The following is a 19071-nucleotide window of genomic DNA, read 5'->3' as shown; positions in this document are numbered from 1 at the left end:
TCACGACATGGCCAAGACTCTCGACTACGAACCGATGGTGTTTGCTCCCCGCGACGGCCGGGAAGAGGAACCGTTGACTCCGATCCAGGAGGAAATCCTCGCGCTCAAGAAGGAGCGCAACGCCATCATCCTCGCCCACAACTACCAGATCGAGCCGATTCAGCGAATCGCCGATGTGGTGGGCGATTCCCTCGGCCTCGCCTACCGCGCGGCCGAAACCGACGCCGACGTCATCCTTTTCTGCGGCGTCCACTTCATGGCCGAAACCGCCAAGATCGTGAACCCGGGCAAAACCGTCATCCTCCCCGACCTCGAAGCCGGTTGCTCCCTCTCCGACTCCTGCCCGCCGGAACAACTCGCCGCCTACAAGGAAGCGAACCCCGGCCTCTACGTCGTCGCCTACATCAATTGCTCCGCCGAGGTCAAAGCCCTCTCCGACGTGATCTGCACCAGCGGCAACGCGGTCAAAATCGTCGAAAACATCCCGGCCGACCGCGAAATCCTTTTCGTCCCCGACCAAAACCTCGGCCAATGGGTCGCCAAACAGACCGGCCGCAAAATGCGCCTTTGGCCGGGGAGTTGCTACGTCCACATCATGTTCACCGTCCGCTCGCTCGAGCGGTTGCGCGGCGAATTCCCCGGCGCCCCGATCGTCGCCCACCCGGAATGCACCGAGGTGGTCCGCGACATGGCCGACGAAGTTTGCAGCACCGAAAAAATGGTCGGCTACGCCAAATCGCATCCGTCCGACACCTTGATCGTGGTCACCGAAACCGGCATGCTCAACCGCCTCCGCCGCGAGGTCCCGGGGAAAACCTTCGTCGCCGGTCCGACCGACAACTGCGCCTGCAATGAATGCCGGTTCATGAAAATGAACACCATTGAAAAGGTCCGTGACGCCCTCCGCGACCTCTCTCCCGAGATCACCATGCCCGAAGACCTCCGCCAAGCCGCCTACCAGCCGCTGAAACGGATGCTCGACTGGAGCCGGTGATGCTCCGTAGCATCCCGGCTTTCGCCGGATGACTATCGCGAATGGAATCATCGAGTGAAAACTCGATGCTGGTATTCGTAGCATCCCGGCTTTCGCCGGATGACTATCGCGAATGGAATCATCGAGTGAAAACTCGATGCTACGATTGCTCCGTAGCATCCCGGCTTTCGCCGGATGACCATCGCGGGCGGAAGAATCATCGAGTGAAAACTCGATGCTACGATTGAGAACTCCTTTAACCCGCCCAGGCGCGATGGACCGCTTCGGTGAACCGCATGTATTTCACGCCCTCTTCGAACGAAGTCAGGCGCACCGGCGCTCCGGTTCGGATACTTTCGATGAAATCGGCTTCCACCCGCCAACCGCGCCGCTTTTCCGCCGGAATCTCAACCTTCCATTCCTTCGATCCGTCGCTCTGATACAACTCCCCGGCCGCCACGTCGAAACGAAGTCCGCCCCGCGATCCGTTCAACCGAATTTCGTTCCGTGGTTTCCCCGCCTCCACTCCGCTGAAATGATAAACCAAACGGGCGCCCCCGATCCGGGCCAACACCGAAACGCTGTCCGGGATTTTCACCTCCATCTTTCCCTCGCCTGCTTCCCCCGGCCGTTCTTTGGTGAAGACCGCCGCATCCGCCATCACCCGCTCCGGCTCCAAGCCGATCCAGCGCTGGACGATTTCATGATAGATCCCCAGAGTCAGGACGTTGAATCCACTCAACTCGAAATCCTGCCGCCAGGTGATCGGCTTGGAGGAATCGAGGAACTGGCCCCCGGTGTGGGTGACCAAAACTTCCCGCAAATCGCCAAGTTCCTTCCTTTCCAACACCTCCGCCACCGTTGAATCGACGTCCAATGACATCGGCGCGGGCACGATCTGGGCGACCCGGTCGGGATGGCGGCGACTCGCCTCCAACATCCGCTCGGCTTCCGCCAGATTTCGCGCCATCCGTGCCTCGGTCAGGACATGTTTGCCCGCCTCCAAAGCCGCGATCGAAGCTTCGGCGTGGAGACAGGGCCAAGTCCCGATCATGACGGCGTCCACGTCCTCCGCCTCCACCACCTCCCGCCAATGCCCGGCGATCCGCGCGATTCCATACGCATCGGCCACCCGCTGCGACGAAGCTTCCGAACGGTTGCAGACCATCGTCAGCGAAACTCCGGGAATTTTTTGAAACCCCGGGATATGCATTTTCCGGGTATTCTCTCCCGCCCCAATGATCCCCACGCGAATCTTATCCAAAGCCATAGTTCCTCCGTTATGCCCCAAAACCGACCGAATGAAAACGCCGAAGTTTTCGAAACCGATAACGGCAAACCCGGTCCCGCACGTCTGCAATTCCCCTAAAATGAAAAAGCTAAAGAATCCCCTTGTTTTTTTCCCTCAAATGCTTTTCTTTGACCTTCACCTCAAGGAGAGATGGCTGAGTGGTCTAAAGCAGTGGTTTGCTAAACCGCCGAACCCCCAAAAGGGGTTCCGAGGGTTCGAATCCCTCTCTCTCCGCCATTTGACGCACCGAAAAGGCGGTATGCCTGTATGGTGAACGTCTTTATCGCCGGGGCCAACCGTCGAAGAGGGATTTGAACCCGAGAAGAGGGTTTGACGGAGCGTAGCGGAGATGGGGTGGCCGGAGGCCGGTCTGAAAGACTTCGCGAAGCGAACCCAATCCCTCTCTCTCCGCCATTTGACGCACCGAAAAGGCGGTATGTCTGTATGTGAACGTCTTTATCGCCGGGGCCGACCGTCGAAGAGGGATTTGAACCCGAGAAGAGGGTTTGACGGAGCGTAGCGGAGATGGGGTGGCCGGAGGCCGGTCTGAAAGACTTCGCGAAGCGAACCCAATCCCTCTCTCTCCGCCATTTGACGCACCGAAAAGGCGGTATGCCTGTATGTGAACGTCTTTATCGCCGGGGCCAACCGTCGAAGAGGGATTTGAACCCGAGAATAGGGTTTGACGGAGCGTAGCGGAGATGGGGTGGCCGGAGGCCATACGACCACCTCATGCCGGAAGCTTTGGCAAAAACTCGCCGACGGCGCCACACCCGCCTCCGCTCTCTGGAGGGCTCAGAAAGAGGTGGTGTTTGAATGAGCTTCAGCGTTTGTGGGAGTTTACGGATGAGGGCTCGTTATCTGGTCCCTGCGCACAGAAACGCGACGAGCAAAGCCTCTCCTGGCACGTAGAGGATGAAGAAAACCGGCTTGCTCGTCGCCGGTTGTCAGTCAACATTGTCAGCATGAAGAAAATCACGAAACGCGAATTGGCGAGAAAGCCGTCGCGGCTGACCTCCATCCGGCCTGGCGAATCGGTCCTGATCGAGGACAGGGAGGGAGGCCTAGTTGTCTCTCGTCAAAAGCGCCGCAAGTGGACTGCGGCCGACATCGAAGAGCAGATCGACCGGCTGGGTGAGGGCGAGCCGAAGATCGACACGCTTGCCTTCTTGCAGGAAGACGAGTCTTGAAAATTTATACCGACACTTCGTTTCTCGTCTCCTTCCTCTACCTGGGAGACATAGCGAATGCGGGCGCACGGGATGCGTTCAGGCAGCACGCAGGCGATGATTGGCTGACGAGCTCATGGTCGCAAATCGAGACCATCAACAGCCTGCGGCAGTTGTGCCTTGCCGGGGCGGAGGCGCCGCGCATCGAGGCGCTGGTCCGGTTTTTCAAGCACCTCCACCGTGCGGGACCTTTCGAGCTGATTGAGATCAGTTGGGAAGACGCCTTGCGGGATTGCCAGCAGTTGAGCGCCGCTTTTGGAAGCCACATGAGAATGCGCAGCGCGGATGTCCTGCACGTCGCCTTACTGGAGCAAATCAATCCGGATCTCTTTCTAACCCGTGACAAGGACCAGGGAGCGTTGGCAAAAGCCAGAGGCTTTGAGACCGTTGTCGTGAAATGAAAAAACGCTCTGGCAGGGCCGGCCGATTTGCCATTTATTTGCCAGTCGGGTTCGAATCCCTCTCTCTCCGCCATTTGACGTACCGAAAAGGTGTTTGGCATGTGAATGCCTTTCGCGAAACGAACTCAACTCCCTCACCCTTCTGCTTCACGGAACAACCACGGCGAAAAGGTAGGTTTCTCCCCGGGCGGGGAGCCCGATCCAATTGGTCTGATCGTCCTTCAATCGCAGGCTCTCCCAACGCCGGTCCATTTCCGATTCAGAACGCCCCAACCTGACCTTTGACCACCCTTCATCGAGATCCATCGCGGTCGTCATCGCCGGATCGAGTTCGCCATTGTCGGTCACGTGGAGCCGTTCCGTGGTCGTGAGCGAAATCACATGACCCTCCTCGGTGACGATGGCGGCTCGAAACGAGCGATACACAAACGGCGACCGCACTCGGAAGACCAGGAAATCCCCCGAGCGAAACCGCGTTTTAGTGCTGCTGTGGTGCGTCGCATTCGGGTTCTCCATCGCGGCCAGAAGCTCGCCGTTGAGATAAACATCGGCGCTTCCTTTCACCACCACGTGTAACGTCCCGAAAAAATAGGGGCTGGCCAACGCATCTTTGGCGGCTTCGGCCTCCTCCCTGCGCAACCGGATTTTTTCCACCTGTCCCAGCAGCCAATCCTCGATCCGCTTCAACTCGGTGCTCAATTCCTCCGTGGCGCTCTCGACCGCCGCCGTATGGGTGACCGCCGACCGCCGAAGAAAGGCGGCCTTATCCCAGCGTCCCTCCGCCCGTTCTCCCGCCTCACGGAAGGTCGCCTCCGCCTGCGCGATCGCCGCCTCATAGCGTTCAATTGCCCGCTGCGCCCCGGGCACCGTGATGGATGATTCGGCCGCCGCCGCCTGGATCGCGACAAATCCGCACCCGATTCCTACCCCGATAGCCCACCGCACCCCCCAAGAAAACCGCAACAACGAAAGAAGGTTCATGCCGACAACGATAATGAAGCAAACAATCGCACCGCAATGGATTTCCGAGGGATCATCCCCCAGCCCCAGGGCTATCTGGCCGCCTTGTTGGAGTTCCGGCTTCACCCGGTCCCCACCTCGATCTAAAAACCGGCCAAAGCCGGAACTCCAACAGGGCAGATACTCTACCGCGGGAAGTTCATCGGCCAAATAAAACAACCCTGTTCGCGCGAGCGAATATCCTAAAGTGAAACCTGCCCGCACTGGGAGGGATGGCATCCTGCCGTCCGCCGTCGGCGTCGTTCAGGAGAAGGTCGGCTAGAAGCCAACCCTCCGATTTCGCTCGCATAGAAGCCGTTTGAAGTAGTGGGGTTGGCTTTGCCGCCCCACCGTTTGATGTCCGAACGGGAGACAAGCGATCCCATCGGCGACGTGTGATATCGAACTTCCGGCCAGCCGTCTTCGGCCGCTGTTGTCAGGCGGCAAAGCCAACCCGACTACGGGGACTGGCGACGTTCTCCCCCGTCACTGGGAGGGATGGCATCCTGCCGTCCGCCGTCGGCGTCGTTCAGAAGAAGGTCGGCTGGAAGCCAACCCTCCGATTTCGTCGCCCTGGGACCAGCATGAACAAACCCGCCCAGGGCAACCCCCTTTATCAGCAGGAGCTTCGCGCGACGCTGAAGCCGGAACCAACAGGGCAGATACTCTACCGCGGGAAGTTCATCGCTCAGATCAAATAGCCCTGCCCCCGAATCAGGCAACCAACCCATCAGAATCGCCAGGTCAGTTTGCCGTAAAAGCCCCGGGGGACTTCGGCTACGGTCGCCACCGGTTGTTCGGGTTGTTCCCGGCGGTGATTATGCAACAGATTATGACCGACTAACGACAGGTTGAGATCATCGCGGAGGCGGTAGGAAAAATGTAGATCGGCGGTGAAATGAGCCGGCACCGTCCAGACGTTGTCCACGTATCTCACCAAGGCATTCACACTGGTCCGGCTCGACAAATCATAATCCGATCGCAAGAGGATTTGGTTTTTGGGAGCACTGCGGTCGGTATTGTTCAATCCCAAGGTATTCTGACTGGAGAGATCCACCAACAGAAGCGAGTAACCGATCGACAAACGGAGTTCGTCGGTCGCCGCCCATACCGCGAAGGCTTCCCCGCCGTAGGTGTTTCCGCTGACAACATTGGCCCAGGGGAAAACCGCGGTCCCCAATGGCGCACCCCCTTCGAACCGGGCGAGATCACCGAGCCAGATGATGTCGTCGTAAACATTGTAGAAGGCGGCGAAATCCAATTTCACCCGTTCGACGGGCTGGATCCGATAACCGATCTCATAGGCCCACAAGACTTCGGAACGAATGTCATGACCGCCTTCCAGAACCGGAAGATACTGGATGCCTCCCGGCCCGGGAAAAGCATCCATGAACGGGATATGGAAAAGGTCGCGCCCTTCGAGTTCGCTGGGCGTGCGGACCGCCCGCGATACGGCCGCCCAAGCGGTTTGACGCTCCGTCAAACGGGCGGTCGCCCGGAGACTTGGCTGAATCTCGAAACCGGTGAAGTCGTTGTGCTCGACCTTGCTGCCGGCGGTGAGGGAGAAGCGTTCCGGAATCACCTGGAACTCGTTCTGCACAAAAATATTGCTCAACGAAAAGCTGGATCCGTCGCTGCGCACCCGGATGGGAGTCGGGGCCTGCGAGTGATCCGTCACGATCGACCGATAGCCGGCGCCCCAAATCAATTCATTGCGGTCTCCCAATTCCACTGTGTGCTGGAAAGAGAAATCCAACGTATCAACGGCGCTGTTGCTACGCTCCCGCCCCTCGTAGCGGGCCGTTCGGGCGTAGTAGGCTTGAATTTCGATATTGCCGCCGGAGAGAAGGTCCCGGGACCAGCGGCCGAGCGTGTGGATATTGTAGGCGTCGGACTCGCCCTCCTGCAAGTCGAGCACCGTTCCTCCCGCCAGCCAGGTGATCTGGATATCGGAGGCGGGGTATTTGTCGAGACGCATCCCGCCATGCCACGCGTTCCAGCCATCCTCGGTCGAACCTCCTTCCGGCAACCGATAGGCGTCCTTCGCATGGTAGGTGCTGAAGATGCGGTAGAAGGTGTTTTCGTCGGTCTGGCCGCCATGTCTCACCCCGGCCAACGCCTGATGGACGTTGCCCCCACCGCCGTAAAGAACCGTTCCCTGGGTATCTTTCGCGCTCCGGCTCACGACATTGACGACACCATTGACCGCATTGGCTCCCCACAAAGTCGCTCCGGGTCCCCGGATCACTTCAATCCGGTCCACATCTTCCAGCATCACTTGCTGCAAATCCCAAAACACGCCGGCAAATATCGGACTGTAAACCGAGCGTCCATCGACCAGGACCAGGAGTTTGTTCGCGAGGAACCCATTGAATCCCCGTGACGAGACCGCCCACTGAGCCGAGTTGATCGAACCGACATTCATGCCGGGAACCATTCGCAACGCGTCCGTGATGGTGGTGACGCCTGAACGTTGGATGTCATCCCGGGTCAGGACGAAAACGGCGGCGGCGGCGGTCTGAAGGTCCTCCTCCTTTTTGGAAACCGAGGTCACCCGGATATTCATCAAGTCCTCCAGCGACAAATTGGTATACGCGTCGAGGGTGGAGGATCTGGCCCGGACCGCGGTATGGGGAAACAGGATACAAACCACCGCACCCGCCACCGCCAACTGACAGGTTCGGCGAAAAAATCTCGGAAAAACCTGGGAGCTCGCGCGATTAAGGATGGGCATTGGATTGTAAAACTTTCGTCAAGAGTATCAGGGAAACGCTGATTTCACCATGAGGGAATCGCCTTATTTTTGCGATGTCCTCAACGGAAACCGATGCGGCGAACGGATGAATTCCCCCGCGTGAAACCAGGGGGGCGGGTCAAAACAATCGCCGATAGCCGTGGCAGTACGGTGTGCGGCCGGTCTTCGCGTAGTAGTCTTGGTGGTAGGTTTCGGCGGGCCAGAAGGTCTGGACCGGGGTGAGCTCGGTCGCGACCACATAGCCTTTTTCGCGCAAGAGACGGACTAGATTTTCGGCAATCCGCTTTTGGGTCTCATCCCCGTAATAGATAGCGGATCGGTATTGGGTGCCGATGTCGGGACCTTGCCGATTGACCTGGGTCGGGTCATGGGTTTCGAAAAAAATCCGCGCCAATTCCTCGTAACTGACCTTTTCCGGATCGAAAACCACCCGGACCGCTTCGGCGTGGCCCGTTTCGCCGGTGCAAACCTCTTCGTAGGTCGGATTCTCCTTTGTGCCGCCGGTATACCCGCAATCGGTCGAAATCACGCCATCCACTTCCTTGAGAAAGTATTCCGTCCCCCAAAAACAGCCGGAGGCGAAGATGGCGGTTTCCCGTCTGCGAGGATCGGTCGGACGGAAACCCAGGGAAACGGAATTAACGCAGTGACGGGTGTTCTTCGCGGTCAGACGCTCCCCTTCGAAGACATGCCCGAGATGCCCCCCGCAGTTGGCGCAGACGATTTCAATGCGGCGGCCGTCGGCGTCAGGCACCCGCTTCACCGCCCCTTCGATCTCGTCGTCGAAACTCGGCCATCCACAGCCGGAGTCAAATTTGTCCTTGGAGCGATAGAGCGGAGCGTCGCACCGCCGGCAAAGATAAACGCCCGCTTCGTGGTGATTGTTGTATTTCCCCGAAAATGGCATTTCGGTCCCCTTGTGGATCAGGATCCGCTCCTCTTCGGGAGTGAGAGAATTAAACTGCTTGTCGTCGGCTGGATCAGTCATCCTAAAAATCGGTTAATAACCGCGAAAAGGACCAACTTCTTCTTCTTCTATGAAACTTCACTGTTCATGCGGGTTGCAGGGCGATCAGGTTTTCGCGCGAAGCGCTTTGGAGTGCGGTGCGTCCCCGCACCGCTTTTCGAACGGTCAGTGATAGCCGCACGCCCGGCAGCCATTCGACTGATGGAGGTCTTCCGCACGCTCGAAAGCTCCGCGGAGACGCGGAGCACTCCAAAGAGGCTTCGCCTCAAATCCAAGTTTCATTCTATGTTGTTCCCCGGGCGCAGTCAGGATTGTTGCTTCTGTGAAGGGTTTGTTCGTTGGAGTTCCGGCTTCAGCCGGTCTTTAAATCGAGGTAGGGATCGGCTGAAGCCGGAACTCCAACACATCGGATTGATTTTAAGTATTTTGTATTCTCTTTTACGGCCATCTTTGGTTGGGAATCAATCGGCCGCCCCAATTCGGTCTCCCATCCGGATGTAGGTTTCCAGGAAATTCCGGGTGTTTTCGACTAAATCATTATCGAGGCGAATTGCGCCTTTTTCAAACAAGAGAATCGTGCAGGAGCCGCCGAACTTGAAATAGCCTTTCTCCTCCCCCTTTTCCACCGGTTGGCCGGGGGCGTAGGTGTTGCAGAGACTGCCGACGCAGGTGGCGCCGATCTCGGCGTAAAGAACCTGGCCGAAAACCGGTGACCGCAGGAGGCAATAGCTCCGCTTGTTGTCGATCAGGTAACGGACATTGCGGCGGAGCGCGACCGGGTTCACCGAATACAGCCAGCCGTTGATCAGCCGGGTTTCGCCAGGGGTTCCGGCGCAAGGGAAATGGTAGCGGTGGTAATCGACCGGACAAAGGCGCGAAATGATCGCGGAACCGTTCGCGTAACGTTCGGCCAATCGGTCGTCGTCCAGGAACCGACGAAGGTCGAAGCGCTGGCCTTTGGCGATAAAACCGGCTACGTCCGACAAATCCTGATACCCGTAATGCCGTCCGTCGGCCGGGGCGCAGGCGATCCCCTCCCCTCCGCTGATCGGACGGCTCTCCGCTGTGAGGCGGCGGTAAAAGAACTCGTTGAAGGAGCCGTAACTCCCAGGATCGTCGAGAAACTCCGAGGCATCGACCCCGTATTGCTCGATGAACGGGGCAATCCGCACCTTGCTGGCCGGTTTGTCCATCGCCCGGCCATACCACCGGGAGAAGGCGGGGCGCCGGACCAGCGCATTCAGACAGAACCGGCCCGGGACCGTGTCATAGGTCCAACGCAGCCATTTGTCGCCGTAAACCGTCTCGGTTTCGACGCGGCCGGTGTATCGGTTGAAGAAGCGGATCTCCATGGAGGAATGAGTTTTAACCACTAATAAACACTAATGAACACTAATAAAAACGGAGACACAGTAGTTGCTACTCCAATTGCCCATTCGATTTCCCCACTCATCCACTCCGGATTCGTGTCTATTCGTGTCTATTCGTGGTTAAATCTCTTTTCGGCGGAATCAAAAAGAGCGGCGGAATGATTCCGCCGCTCCATGGGTGAGAGAATTCTTAGGATGCGGCTGCCCGAGCCGATTTCCTTAGTCCTTTTTCAGCTCGCCGTATTTAACGATCCGGATGCTTTCGACTCCCAGGCGCTCGGCCGGAGTGCTGTTTTCACGGCCGTCGCGGCGGGTCGGCGAAGTGGCGAGTTTTTCAAGAACTTCGTCGCCGGAGATCAATTCGCCGAAGGCCGTGTATTGGTTATCGAGGAAACGGGCGTCGCCGTGGACCACGAAAAACTGGCTGCCGGCCGAATCCGGGTGTTGGGAACGGGCCATCGAGAGGACGCCGCGGACGTGGGGACGGTCGTTGAACTCGGCTTTGACGTTATGGCCGGGACCTCCGGTTCCGGGCATGCCGCGCGCGCCTTCCTTGGTGTTCGGGCATCCACCTTGGATCATGAAGTTCGGGATGATCCGGTGGAAAGCGGTCCCGTCATAAAACTTGTCGTTCGCCAGTTTCTTGAAATTCTCCACCGTTTTCGGGGCCACATCGGGCCAGAATTTAGCGACCATTTCCCCGTGGACGGTGGAAATCACGGCCACCTCTTCATCGGGAGCGATTTCGTTCGATTTCTTTTCTTTGGTTTCTTCTGCCATCGCATTGCATGCAAGTAGAGAGAGCGCACATGTAAACCCTAAAAAACGGGATATGAATTTTTTGTTCATAACTTAACTGGTTGGAGTTGGTGAAAAACCTCCGGACGCGGGCGATCCATCGGTCGAATCCGGGCCCGGAGGAAAAGAGTGGTCGAAAAGCTTAGCTCAAGCCTTCGATGACGCCGATGATCGGCAGGAAGAGCGCGATGACGATCACCCCGACGATCAACGCCAGGAGCACGATCATGATCGGTTCAATGATCGATGTGAGCGCGGCGACGGCGTTGTCGACTTCTTCGTCATAGTTGTCGGCGATCCGGTTCAACATCTCGGGGAGTTCCCCGGTCTCCTCGCCGACGTCGATCATACTGGTGACCATGGTGGGAAACACTTTGGAAGCTTCCAGCGGCGCCGAGACCGAATCCCCTTCCTTCACCCGTTCATGCACCTTCTCGATCGCGTCCATCAGGATGCGGTTGCCGATGGTGTCGCGGGTGATGGTCAAACACTGGAGGATCGGAACCCCGCTGGAAAGCAAGGTGCCGAAAGTCCGGGTGAACCGGGCGATGGCTGCCTTTTTGAAGAGGTCTCCGACCGGCGGGAGCGTGATCATCGCCTTGTCGACCGCCCTGGCCCCGACATTGGTCGATTTCAGGACCTTGAAAATGATGAAGACGACGACCAGAATGACGACGGTCAGCAAGAACTGGTCTTTAACGAAGAAACTGACCGCCATGACGTATTGGGTCAGGATCGGCAGGGGAGCTCCTTCCAACAACTCGTCGAAAATCTCCTGGAACTGCGGGATGACGAAAATCATCAGGAAGGTCAAAATCGCCATGGCGATGAACAAGACGATCATCGGATAAACCATCGCCGACTTGATCTTGCCCTTGATCTTGATGCTCTTCTCCATGAAACGGGCGAGACGCACCAACACCACGTCGAGCACACCACCGGCCTCACCGGCCCGGATCATATTGACGTACAACCGATTGAAAACTTTCGGATGTTGGGAAAGACCGTCGGAAAACGTGTTACCGGAACGGACATTTTCCCCAAGTTCTTCGAGGACGTATTTGAAGGAGGGATTCTTTTCCTGCCGGATCAAGACCTCGATACTGCGGAGCAACGGAAGACCGGCTTGAAGGAGGGTCGCCATCTGGCGGGTGAAAATACACAACCCTTTCTGGCTGACGACCCGTCCGAGAGTGACCGGCTTTTTCCGAGTGGAAGATCCGGCGGTCGCCCGACTCCTGGCTTTTCCTTTGGCTGCCTTATCCTGGGTGGTCAGGTTCGTGACGAACAGCCCCATCGATTTGATTTGGGCGGTCGCGTCTTCGGTGCTGGAAGCGGAAAGAACGCCAGCCTTTTGTTTACCGCTGGCGTCAATGGCAGTGTAGGAAAATTTCGGCATGGTATTTTAGGTGTATTTTATCACTTCTTCGATCGTGCTTGCACCATCGAAGATGGCCCGCAGGCCGTCGTCCCGGAGAAGGCGCATCCCTTGCTCGATCGCTTTCTGGCGGATCGCCAGAACAGGGGCCCGCTGGCTGATCATGTCGCGCAACGAATCGGTGACCCGAAGCATCTCGTAAATGCCGAGACGCCCTTTGTAGCCTGAATCATTGCAAACATCACAACCGCGGCCGTAATAGAACTGGTTGTCCCCGATATCGATCGGATCGACGCCGAGTTGGGCGATGAGGGTATCGCTCGGTTCGTAGGCGGTCCGGCAATTTTTGCAGATCCGGCGGACCAACCGTTGGGCGAGAACCGCTTCAAGGGAGGCGGAAATTAAGAACGGCTCAACCCCCATGTCGATCAAACGCATCAGAGCGCCCGGGGCGTCGTTGGTGTGGAGGGTGCTCATCACCAAGTGACCGGTGAGAGAGGCCTGAATGGCGATTTGGGCGGTCTCCAGATCTCGAATTTCCCCGACCATGATGACGTCCGGATCCTGCCGGAGAAAGGCGCGGAGCGCCTTGGCGAAGGTGAGGCCTTGCCCCGGATTGACCGGAACCTGCATGATCCCTTCGATTTCGTATTCGACCGGATCTTCCGCCGTCAGCAGCTTGGTTTCGACGTCGTTCAGAATCCGGAGACAACTGTAAAGCGTGGTGGTTTTTCCGGAACCGGTCGGTCCGGTGACGATGAAAATCCCGTTCGGGCGGCGGACGACGTCGAGGATGGTCTCGTGAACATCTTCCGGCATATTCAGGGCGTCGAGGTCGAGGTTGACCACCCCTTTGTCGAGCACCCGGAGCACCACGCTCTCCCCGAATTGGGTCGGCAGAGTCGAAACCCGGAGGTCGATCTGACGTCCGCCGATGGTCATTTTGATCCGGCCATCCTGGGGAATCCGGCGTTCGGAAATGTTGAGTCCGGAAATGACCTTGATGCGGGACGTCACGGGCAAGGCCAGAGTCTTCGGCGGCGGCGCCATTTCATAGAGCGCGCCGTCGATCCGGTAACGGATTTTGAACTCTTCCTCGAACGGTTCGAAATGGATGTCGGACGCCTGGTCCTTGATCGCCTGGTTCAGGACCAGATTGACAAAACGGATGATTGGAGTCTCGCTGGCGACGGCCTCCAGATCCTTCTCGGACACATCGTCACCGTCCCCTCCTTCAAAGGAAAAGGAATCGAGCTCCTTAAGAAGTTCGTCGACCGAGGCGTCGTCCTCGCCGTAAGTGTCCTTCAGGAGTTTTTCGACGTGATCAGGGTCGGCCACCAGAATGTTGACGTCCTTGCCCAGGGCAAAGGTGATGTCGTCGACAATCTGATTATTGAACGGATCGAGGGCGGCGAGATTGAGGGTGTTCCCGTCCTGCCCGAGAGGAACGACGCCGTACATGCGGGCAATACTCCCCTGGAGCAGCTTAACTTGATCGGGCTCGAGTTGGCTTGGGAGTTTGATGAATTCCGAGCCGAGATATTCGGCGACTTTGCGCAGCAGCGCCTCCCTTTCCATGATCCCGGCGTCGAAGATCACTTCAGCCATGGGCAATCCGCTGCGGGTGTGCTCCTCGAACAATTCCCGAAGCTGGTCCAATTCAATCGTCCCTTCTTCTTTCAGAAGGTCGTAGATGGTCTGATTATGGGCTTCAAACATGGAAAAGGTCCCGGTTGGATCAGTGGCTCTTCAACTCCGCCCCGAGAGCGAGGAGTTTTTCCTTCATCTCGTTCATCTGCTGCGAGTGCTCGACCGCCTGGTCGGCGCTGATCAGGTTGCGGTTATACAAACTGAGCAAATGGGCGTCGAGGGTGATCATCCCGAGATTGGCCCCGGTTTGAATGTCCGACTGAATCCGGTAGGTTTTGTTGTCGCGGATCAACGCCTGGATGGAGTTGGTCGCAACCATCAACTCGAAACCGGCGATACGGCCCTTGGTCGGCTTGCGGCAAAGCACCTGGGAAAGGACCGCGATGATCGACGAAGCGAGCTGGGTCCGGATCTGGTCCTTCATGTTGGCCGGGAAGGCGTCAACGATACGGTCGACGGTGCGGGCGGCGCCGGTGGTGTGGAGCGTTCCGAACACCAAGTGACCGGTTTCCGCGGCGGTGACGGCCGCCTCGATGGTTTCCAAGTCGCGCATTTCCCCGACGAGGATGACGTCCGGGTCCTGACGCAAGGCGCGTTTGATCGCCTCGGCGAAGGAAGGAACGTCGGTCCCGACCTCACGCTGGGTCACGATACACCGCTTGTGCTCGTGATAATACTCGATCGGATCCTCGATGGTGATGATGTGACCTTCGCGGTTTTCGTTGATGTAGTTCACCATCGACGCGAGCGTCGTGCTCTTCCCGGAACCGGTCGGCCCGGTGACCAGGATCAAACCACGCGGACGGAAGAGGAGCTCTTTGACTTTGTCCGGAAGACCGATTTCCCGGAGGCCGAACATCTTCTTCGGAATCTGTCGAAGGACCAAGCCGTAATTTCCCTTGGACTTCAGGACGCTCACCCGGAACCGCGCGCGATCCTTGAAGGCAAACCCGAAGTCGGTGCCCCCCTGGGTCTTGACCATCTGCTGGTTGTGATCGGAGGTGATCGCCTGCATCAACTGCTCGGCGTCGGCCGGCGTCAAAAGCGGACCATCGACCGGAACCATGCTCCCCGAGATGCGCAACGTCGGCGCTTGTCCCACCTGGAGGTGGAGGTCGGAAGCATCCTCGTCGCAGACGAGGGTCAAAAGGTCGTTCATTTCGTAGCTCATAGGAGAAAGAAGAATGTAAGGATCAAAAACTGGCCGCCGGTTATTCGGAATCGCCCACGGTGACGGACAAGACTTCATCCGGTGTGGTCAATCCGCTGGTCACTTTGCGGATACCGTCTTCCCGCAGGGAGCGCATCCCTCCTTCGCGGGCTTTCCGGCGGATGGTCGTGCCGGTGGAGTTCTCATAAATCAGTCGCTCGATTTCTTCGGTGACGGTGAAAATTTCGACGATGGTCATCCGGCCGCGGTGGCCGGTCCCGTGGCAATTCGGACATCCCTTGCCGATCATGAACGTGGCCGCGGACGCCTGGCTCTCGGTGATGTTCAAGGCACGGAGTTGTCCGGCGTCGGGCGTGTAGGGTTCCTTGCACTTGGTGCAAATCCGGCGCACGAGTCGTTGGGCCATAACCGCCCGGAGGGAGGCGGCCACCAGAAACGGCTTCACCCCGATGTCGACCAGACGGCTGACCGCGCTCGGCGCGTCGTTGGTGTGCAGGGTGCTGAAGACCATGTGACCGGTGAGCGAAGCATTGATCGCGATCTCCGCCGTCTCCAAGTCCCGGATCTCCCCGATCATGATGATGTTGGGCGCCTGCCGGAGCATCGAGCGGAGGGCCGAGGCGAAGGTCATCTTCACTTCGGTCCGCACTTGGACCTGATTGATCCCGGCCAGTCGATACTCCACCGGATCTTCGACCGTGATGATCTTGCGGTCGGGACGGTTGATGTAGTTCAAACAGGCGTAAAGCGTGGTGGTCTTTCCGGAACCGGTCGGCCCGGTGACCAGGAAAATCCCGTCCGGCAAGGAGATGAATTTCTCCATCTGGGCCTGGTCGTCGCTGAAGAAACCGAGTTCCGGCAAACCGAGCAGGAGGCCCTCCTTGTCGAGAATCCGCATGACGATGCTCTCGCCGTGTTCGGTCGGCAGGGAGGATACGCGGAAATCGAGTTCCTTTTCCCCGAGATCCAAGTGGATCCGGCCGTCCTGCGGGATCCGTTTTTCGGCGATGCTGATTTCCGCCATGATCTTCAACCGGGAAATGATCGCCAATTGGAGTCGCTTCGGCGGATTGTCGACTTCGTGGAGCACGCCGTCGATTCGGTAACGGACCCGGAAACGTTTCTCCAAGGGCTCCAAATGAATGTCGGATGCCCGGCGACGAATCGCCTCGGTGATAATCTTGTAAACCAGCTTGATGATTGGAGCGTCGCTCTCCTGGACGGTGTCGTCCTCCTTCGCTCCCATTTTCTCCACCAGATCCTCCAGGCCCGGTCCCCCTTCCCCATCGCTCGACATCTCGGAGAGCATGTGCTCCACGCTGTCTTCGGACCCGTAAAACTTCTCGATGGCCGCGTCGATTTCCTCCCGCATCGCCACACAGGGCTCGATGGAGAGTTGCAACACATGGCTGAGGCTGTCGACCCCGTCCATATCGAGCGGGTCGGCGATGGCCACTTTCAAGGTGTTGCCTTCGCGAGTCAGAGGAAAGGCGTGGTAACGGATCGCGAGCGAGCGCGACATCGACTGGATCGCGACGTCGGTCGGCTTCAGCCGTCCCGGCTCCACCATCGTCATCCCGAACTCGTCGGCCAGCAGTTGCGTGACCTGGATGGCGTCGATATGACCAGCGGCCGAGAGTTCGGACACCACATCCCGACGTGGTGCATCGGGATCCGATATCTCGTCCTGAATTTTCCTGCGAACCGAGTCGACGACGTCGGCCGGCACCAATCCTCGTTCTACAATCAGGTGCGTTATGAATTCATCAGCGGAGGTCACAAGGTAATGAGTCTGGAGAGATTTCTAATTTGTGCCAGAAGTTTTCGAAGCATTCATCTGCGGATTAACCGAAATCATCGGTTCATGGCCAGCAGAAACTCGGCGTTGGAGCGGGTCTTTTTTAACCGCTGGACCAACATTTCCATGGCCTCGACCATTGGAACGCCCTGGATCGCCCGGCGCAACGAGTAAATGCGGTTCAATTCATCCGGGTGGTAGAGCAACTCTTCCTTCCGGGTGCCGCTCCGCTCGATGTTCAATGCCGGGAAGATCCGTTTCTCGACCAGAGCCCGGTCGAGGTGGAGCTCCATGTTGCCGGTCCCCTTGAATTCCTCGAAGATCACTTCGTCCATCCGGCTTCCGGTGTCGATCAACGCCGTCGCCAGAATGGTCAGGCTGCCGCCCCCTTCGATGTTGCGGGCCGCGCCGAAAAAGCGCTTCGGCTTCTGCAACGCGTTGGCTTCCACCCCGCCCGAAAGAATTTTTCCACTGCTCGGCATCATCGTGTTGTAAGCCCGGGCCAAACGGGTGATCGAATCGAGCAGAATCACCACGTGCTGTCCGGCCTCAACCATCCGACGCGCCTTTTCAATCACCATCTCCGCCACCTCGACATGGCTCGAAGCCGGTTCGTCGAACGTCGACGAGACCACCTCGCCTTTGGTGTGACGGCGGAAATCGGTCACTTCCTCCGGCCGTTCGTCGACCAAAAGCACGATGAGATGGGCGTCCGGATTGTTCCGGGCGATCGAGTTGGCGATCTGCTGGAGAAGAACGGTTTTACCGGTCCGCGGCGGAGCCACGATCAACCCGCGTTGACCGAAACCAACCGGGGTCAACAAGTCGACCGCCCGCATGGATACGTCCTTGCCGTTCTCCTGGTCGGGGATTTCCATCAAAACCCGCTGCAACGGATAATACGGGACCAAATCCTCGAAGGGCACCACGTCGGCGATCTTCGACGGCTCGGCGCCCATCACCTTGATCACCCGGACCACCGCCGGACAACGTTCCTGGCCTTGCGGCGGATACACCTGGGCCTCGATCTGGTGACCTTTCTTCAGGCCGAATCGGCGCACGAAACTCTCCGCCAGGTAGCTGTCCTGCGGCTGGGTCCGGTAATTATGAGATTGCCGGACGATGAAACCGTAACCCCGGTCGGTGAGCTCCAACGCGCCACGTTCGATCAACGGCCGCTTATCGTCGTGAGCCTTGACCAACATTTTGCCGATCAAAACCCGGCGGTTCGGGGCGGCGTCGAGGACGATTCCCATCGCCTTGGCTTGTTCCACCAGGGCCGAAAGCGTGCATTCGTGAAGCGCGTCGATGTAAAGCGGCTCGCCGGTCTGACTCTCCACCGCTTCCCGCTCCAGTTCATCAATGTTCTGGAAACGGCCGGGATCAGGCAAATCCCCCGGACGGGCCGGAATCTGCGGAGGACTTCCGCCTCCACCTCCGCCGCCTCCAGGTCCGCCGCCGCCAGGGCCGCCGCCCCCGGGACCCCGTTCGAAACGACCTCCCTTTTTCCCCTTCTTTTTCTTGTTGCGAAAATTCCCGGGGCCTTGTCCCGGACCTTGACGATCGCGGAAATCGCCGCCTCCCCCGCCGGGGCGTGGCCCGCGGTCCTGGGCACCCCCGTCGAAGTGACCGCCTTCCCGACGGCCATGCTCGCGTGGCGGGCGGTTGTCGCGGTCGCGGTTCCCATGCTCCCGCTCCCTTGGTTCGCGGGCTTCGTGCGATTCCCGGTTTTCACGCGGCTCGCGCGGCTCGCGATTCTCCCGGGACTCACGTGGCTCGGATCCGTCGGAAGAACCGCCGGACTGCCTTCCACCCGACTCTCCTGTAGGAGCGGATGCTTCGGATGCGGGCGCCGGAGCGGCGGATTCCCGCGGGGTCCGTACCTCGCGGGGCTCCCGGTTTTCGGTCGGTTCCGGGGCCGTCTTCGCGGGTGCCGGAGTTTCGGCCTTCGGCGCCGGACGTTCGTTCGAATCCTCGGCTTCGGCCTTGGCCGCCTTGGCCGCCTTCGTTTGGCGTTTCCGGGGAGCTTTCACCGGAGCCGTCTCGCCGGCCTCGGTGTCGGCTTTCGCCCGGGGCGCGCGGGGCTTCCGGGCGCGGGACCGCGGCTTGGTCTCGCCGGCGTCGTCTGAAGCGGCCTTGACGGTCGCGGGTTTTTCCTCGGCCGCACTGGCTCGAGGGGTCCAATCTTCCTCGCTCTGCATGTCGTTTTTCTTGGAAACTTTTTTTCGCTTGGTCTTTGGAGCCGCATCCTCGAAGAGGATCGGTAACTGTTCGGAGGCCATAATGAAATG

At 58.7% G+C, this 19071-nt stretch carries 14 protein-coding genes and 1 tRNA gene; 4 read left to right on the top strand and 11 right to left on the bottom strand.

Going from position 1 to position 19071, the window contains the following annotated elements:
- The first annotated feature begins 7 nt into the window (after positions 1–7).
- Positions 8–994 (top strand): quinolinate synthase NadA, encoded by a 987-nt coding sequence (gene nadA / locus ACWUI2_RS15365; RefSeq protein ID WP_486983733.1) that lies wholly within the window; start codon positions 8–10, stop codon positions 992–994.
- A gap of 235 nt (positions 995–1229) precedes the next feature.
- On the opposite strand, the gene ACWUI2_RS15360 is transcribed toward nadA, so the two are convergent.
- Positions 1230–2243: a Gfo/Idh/MocA family protein gene (locus tag ACWUI2_RS15360; protein WP_486983732.1), complete on the bottom strand. Its 1014-nt coding sequence runs from the start codon at positions 2241–2243 to the stop codon at positions 1230–1232.
- A 165-nt stretch (positions 2244–2408) separates the two neighbouring features.
- Between ACWUI2_RS15360 and ACWUI2_RS15355 the strand changes: the two genes are divergently transcribed.
- The 3 genes from ACWUI2_RS15355 (at position 2409) to ACWUI2_RS15345 (ending at position 3894) form a co-directional block, all read left to right on the top strand.
- A tRNA-Ser gene (locus tag ACWUI2_RS15355) sits at positions 2409–2501 on the top strand.
- A 575-nt stretch (positions 2502–3076) separates the two neighbouring features.
- Positions 3077–3454 carry a hypothetical protein gene (locus tag ACWUI2_RS15350; protein WP_486983731.1) on the top strand — a complete coding sequence of 126 codons (378 nt, stop codon included), beginning with the start codon at positions 3077–3079 and terminating at the stop codon, positions 3452–3454.
- Positions 3451–3894, top strand: coding sequence for a type II toxin-antitoxin system VapC family toxin (locus ACWUI2_RS15345; RefSeq protein ID WP_486983730.1), 444 nt, complete (start codon positions 3451–3453; stop codon positions 3892–3894). The genes ACWUI2_RS15350 and ACWUI2_RS15345 overlap by 4 nt, the downstream gene beginning before the upstream one ends.
- A 147-nt stretch (positions 3895–4041) precedes the next feature.
- Here ACWUI2_RS15345 and ACWUI2_RS15340 read toward each other — a convergent pair whose 3' ends face one another.
- From ACWUI2_RS15340 to rho, 10 genes are all read right to left on the bottom strand, one after another.
- Positions 4042–4875 (bottom strand): hypothetical protein, encoded by an 834-nt coding sequence (locus ACWUI2_RS15340; RefSeq protein WP_486983729.1) that lies wholly within the window; start codon positions 4873–4875, stop codon positions 4042–4044.
- A gap of 748 nt (positions 4876–5623) precedes the next feature.
- A complete protein-coding gene (locus tag ACWUI2_RS15335; protein ID WP_486983728.1) occupies positions 5624–7627 on the bottom strand; it encodes a TonB-dependent receptor plug domain-containing protein in 2004 nt (667 codons plus the stop codon).
- 139 nt (positions 7628–7766) lie between these two features.
- The gene (locus ACWUI2_RS15330) at positions 7767–8636 is read right to left on the bottom strand and encodes a bifunctional methionine sulfoxide reductase B/A protein (RefSeq protein WP_486983727.1); all 870 of its coding nucleotides are present in this window, start codon (positions 8634–8636) and stop codon (positions 7767–7769) included.
- A gap of 440 nt (positions 8637–9076) precedes the next feature.
- Positions 9077–9967 carry a phosphatidylserine decarboxylase gene (locus tag ACWUI2_RS15325; RefSeq protein ID WP_486983726.1) on the bottom strand — a complete coding sequence of 297 codons (891 nt, stop codon included), beginning with the start codon at positions 9965–9967 and terminating at the stop codon, positions 9077–9079.
- Positions 9968–10204: 237 nt separating this feature from the next.
- A complete protein-coding gene (locus tag ACWUI2_RS15320; RefSeq protein WP_486983725.1) occupies positions 10205–10765 on the bottom strand; it encodes a peptidylprolyl isomerase in 561 nt (186 codons plus the stop codon).
- Between the two features lie 160 nt (positions 10766–10925).
- Entirely contained in the window at positions 10926–12182 is a 1257-nt protein-coding gene (locus tag ACWUI2_RS15315) for a type II secretion system F family protein (protein WP_486983724.1), read from the bottom strand.
- Between the two features lie 6 nt (positions 12183–12188).
- Positions 12189–13880, bottom strand: coding sequence for a GspE/PulE family protein (locus tag ACWUI2_RS15310; protein ID WP_486983723.1), 1692 nt, complete (start codon positions 13878–13880; stop codon positions 12189–12191).
- Positions 13881–13899: 19 nt separating this feature from the next.
- Positions 13900–14982: a type IV pilus twitching motility protein PilT gene (locus tag ACWUI2_RS15305; protein ID WP_486983722.1), complete on the bottom strand. Its 1083-nt coding sequence runs from the start codon at positions 14980–14982 to the stop codon at positions 13900–13902.
- Between the two features lie 40 nt (positions 14983–15022).
- A complete protein-coding gene (locus tag ACWUI2_RS15300; protein WP_486983721.1) occupies positions 15023–16762 on the bottom strand; it encodes a GspE/PulE family protein in 1740 nt (579 codons plus the stop codon).
- Positions 16763–16836: 74 nt separating this feature from the next.
- Entirely contained in the window at positions 16837–19062 is a 2226-nt protein-coding gene (rho, locus tag ACWUI2_RS15295) for a transcription termination factor Rho (RefSeq protein WP_486983720.1), read from the bottom strand.
- Between the last annotated feature and the right edge of the window lie 9 nt (positions 19063–19071).

Source organism: Verruconatronum alginivorum (genome assembly GCF_056590205.1).
This window is presented reverse-complemented; position numbering and strand designations above follow the sequence as displayed.

Excerpts from the sequence above, each read along its gene's own strand:
- nadA (WP_486983733.1), top strand. The coding sequence starts at position 8 with ATGGCCAAGACTCTCGACTACGAACCGATGGTGTTTGCTCCCCGCGAC.
- ACWUI2_RS15360 (WP_486983732.1), bottom strand. The coding sequence starts at position 2,243 with ATGGCTTTGGATAAGATTCGCGTGGGGATCATTGGGGCGGGAGAGAAT.
- ACWUI2_RS15340 (WP_486983729.1), bottom strand. The coding sequence starts at position 4,875 with ATGAACCTTCTTTCGTTGTTGCGGTTTTCTTGGGGGGTGCGGTGGGCT.
- ACWUI2_RS15335 (WP_486983728.1), bottom strand. The coding sequence starts at position 7,627 with ATGCCCATCCTTAATCGCGCGAGCTCCCAGGTTTTTCCGAGATTTTTT.
- ACWUI2_RS15330 (WP_486983727.1), bottom strand. The coding sequence starts at position 8,636 with ATGACTGATCCAGCCGACGACAAGCAGTTTAATTCTCTCACTCCCGAA.
- ACWUI2_RS15325 (WP_486983726.1), bottom strand. The coding sequence starts at position 9,967 with ATGGAGATCCGCTTCTTCAACCGATACACCGGCCGCGTCGAAACCGAG.
- ACWUI2_RS15320 (WP_486983725.1), bottom strand. The coding sequence starts at position 10,765 with ATGGCAGAAGAAACCAAAGAAAAGAAATCGAACGAAATCGCTCCCGAT.
- ACWUI2_RS15315 (WP_486983724.1), bottom strand. The coding sequence starts at position 12,182 with ATGCCGAAATTTTCCTACACTGCCATTGACGCCAGCGGTAAACAAAAG.
- ACWUI2_RS15310 (WP_486983723.1), bottom strand. The coding sequence starts at position 13,880 with ATGTTTGAAGCCCATAATCAGACCATCTACGACCTTCTGAAAGAAGAA.
- ACWUI2_RS15305 (WP_486983722.1), bottom strand. The coding sequence starts at position 14,982 with ATGAGCTACGAAATGAACGACCTTTTGACCCTCGTCTGCGACGAGGAT.
- rho (WP_486983720.1), bottom strand. The coding sequence starts at position 19,062 with ATGGCCTCCGAACAGTTACCGATCCTCTTCGAGGATGCGGCTCCAAAG.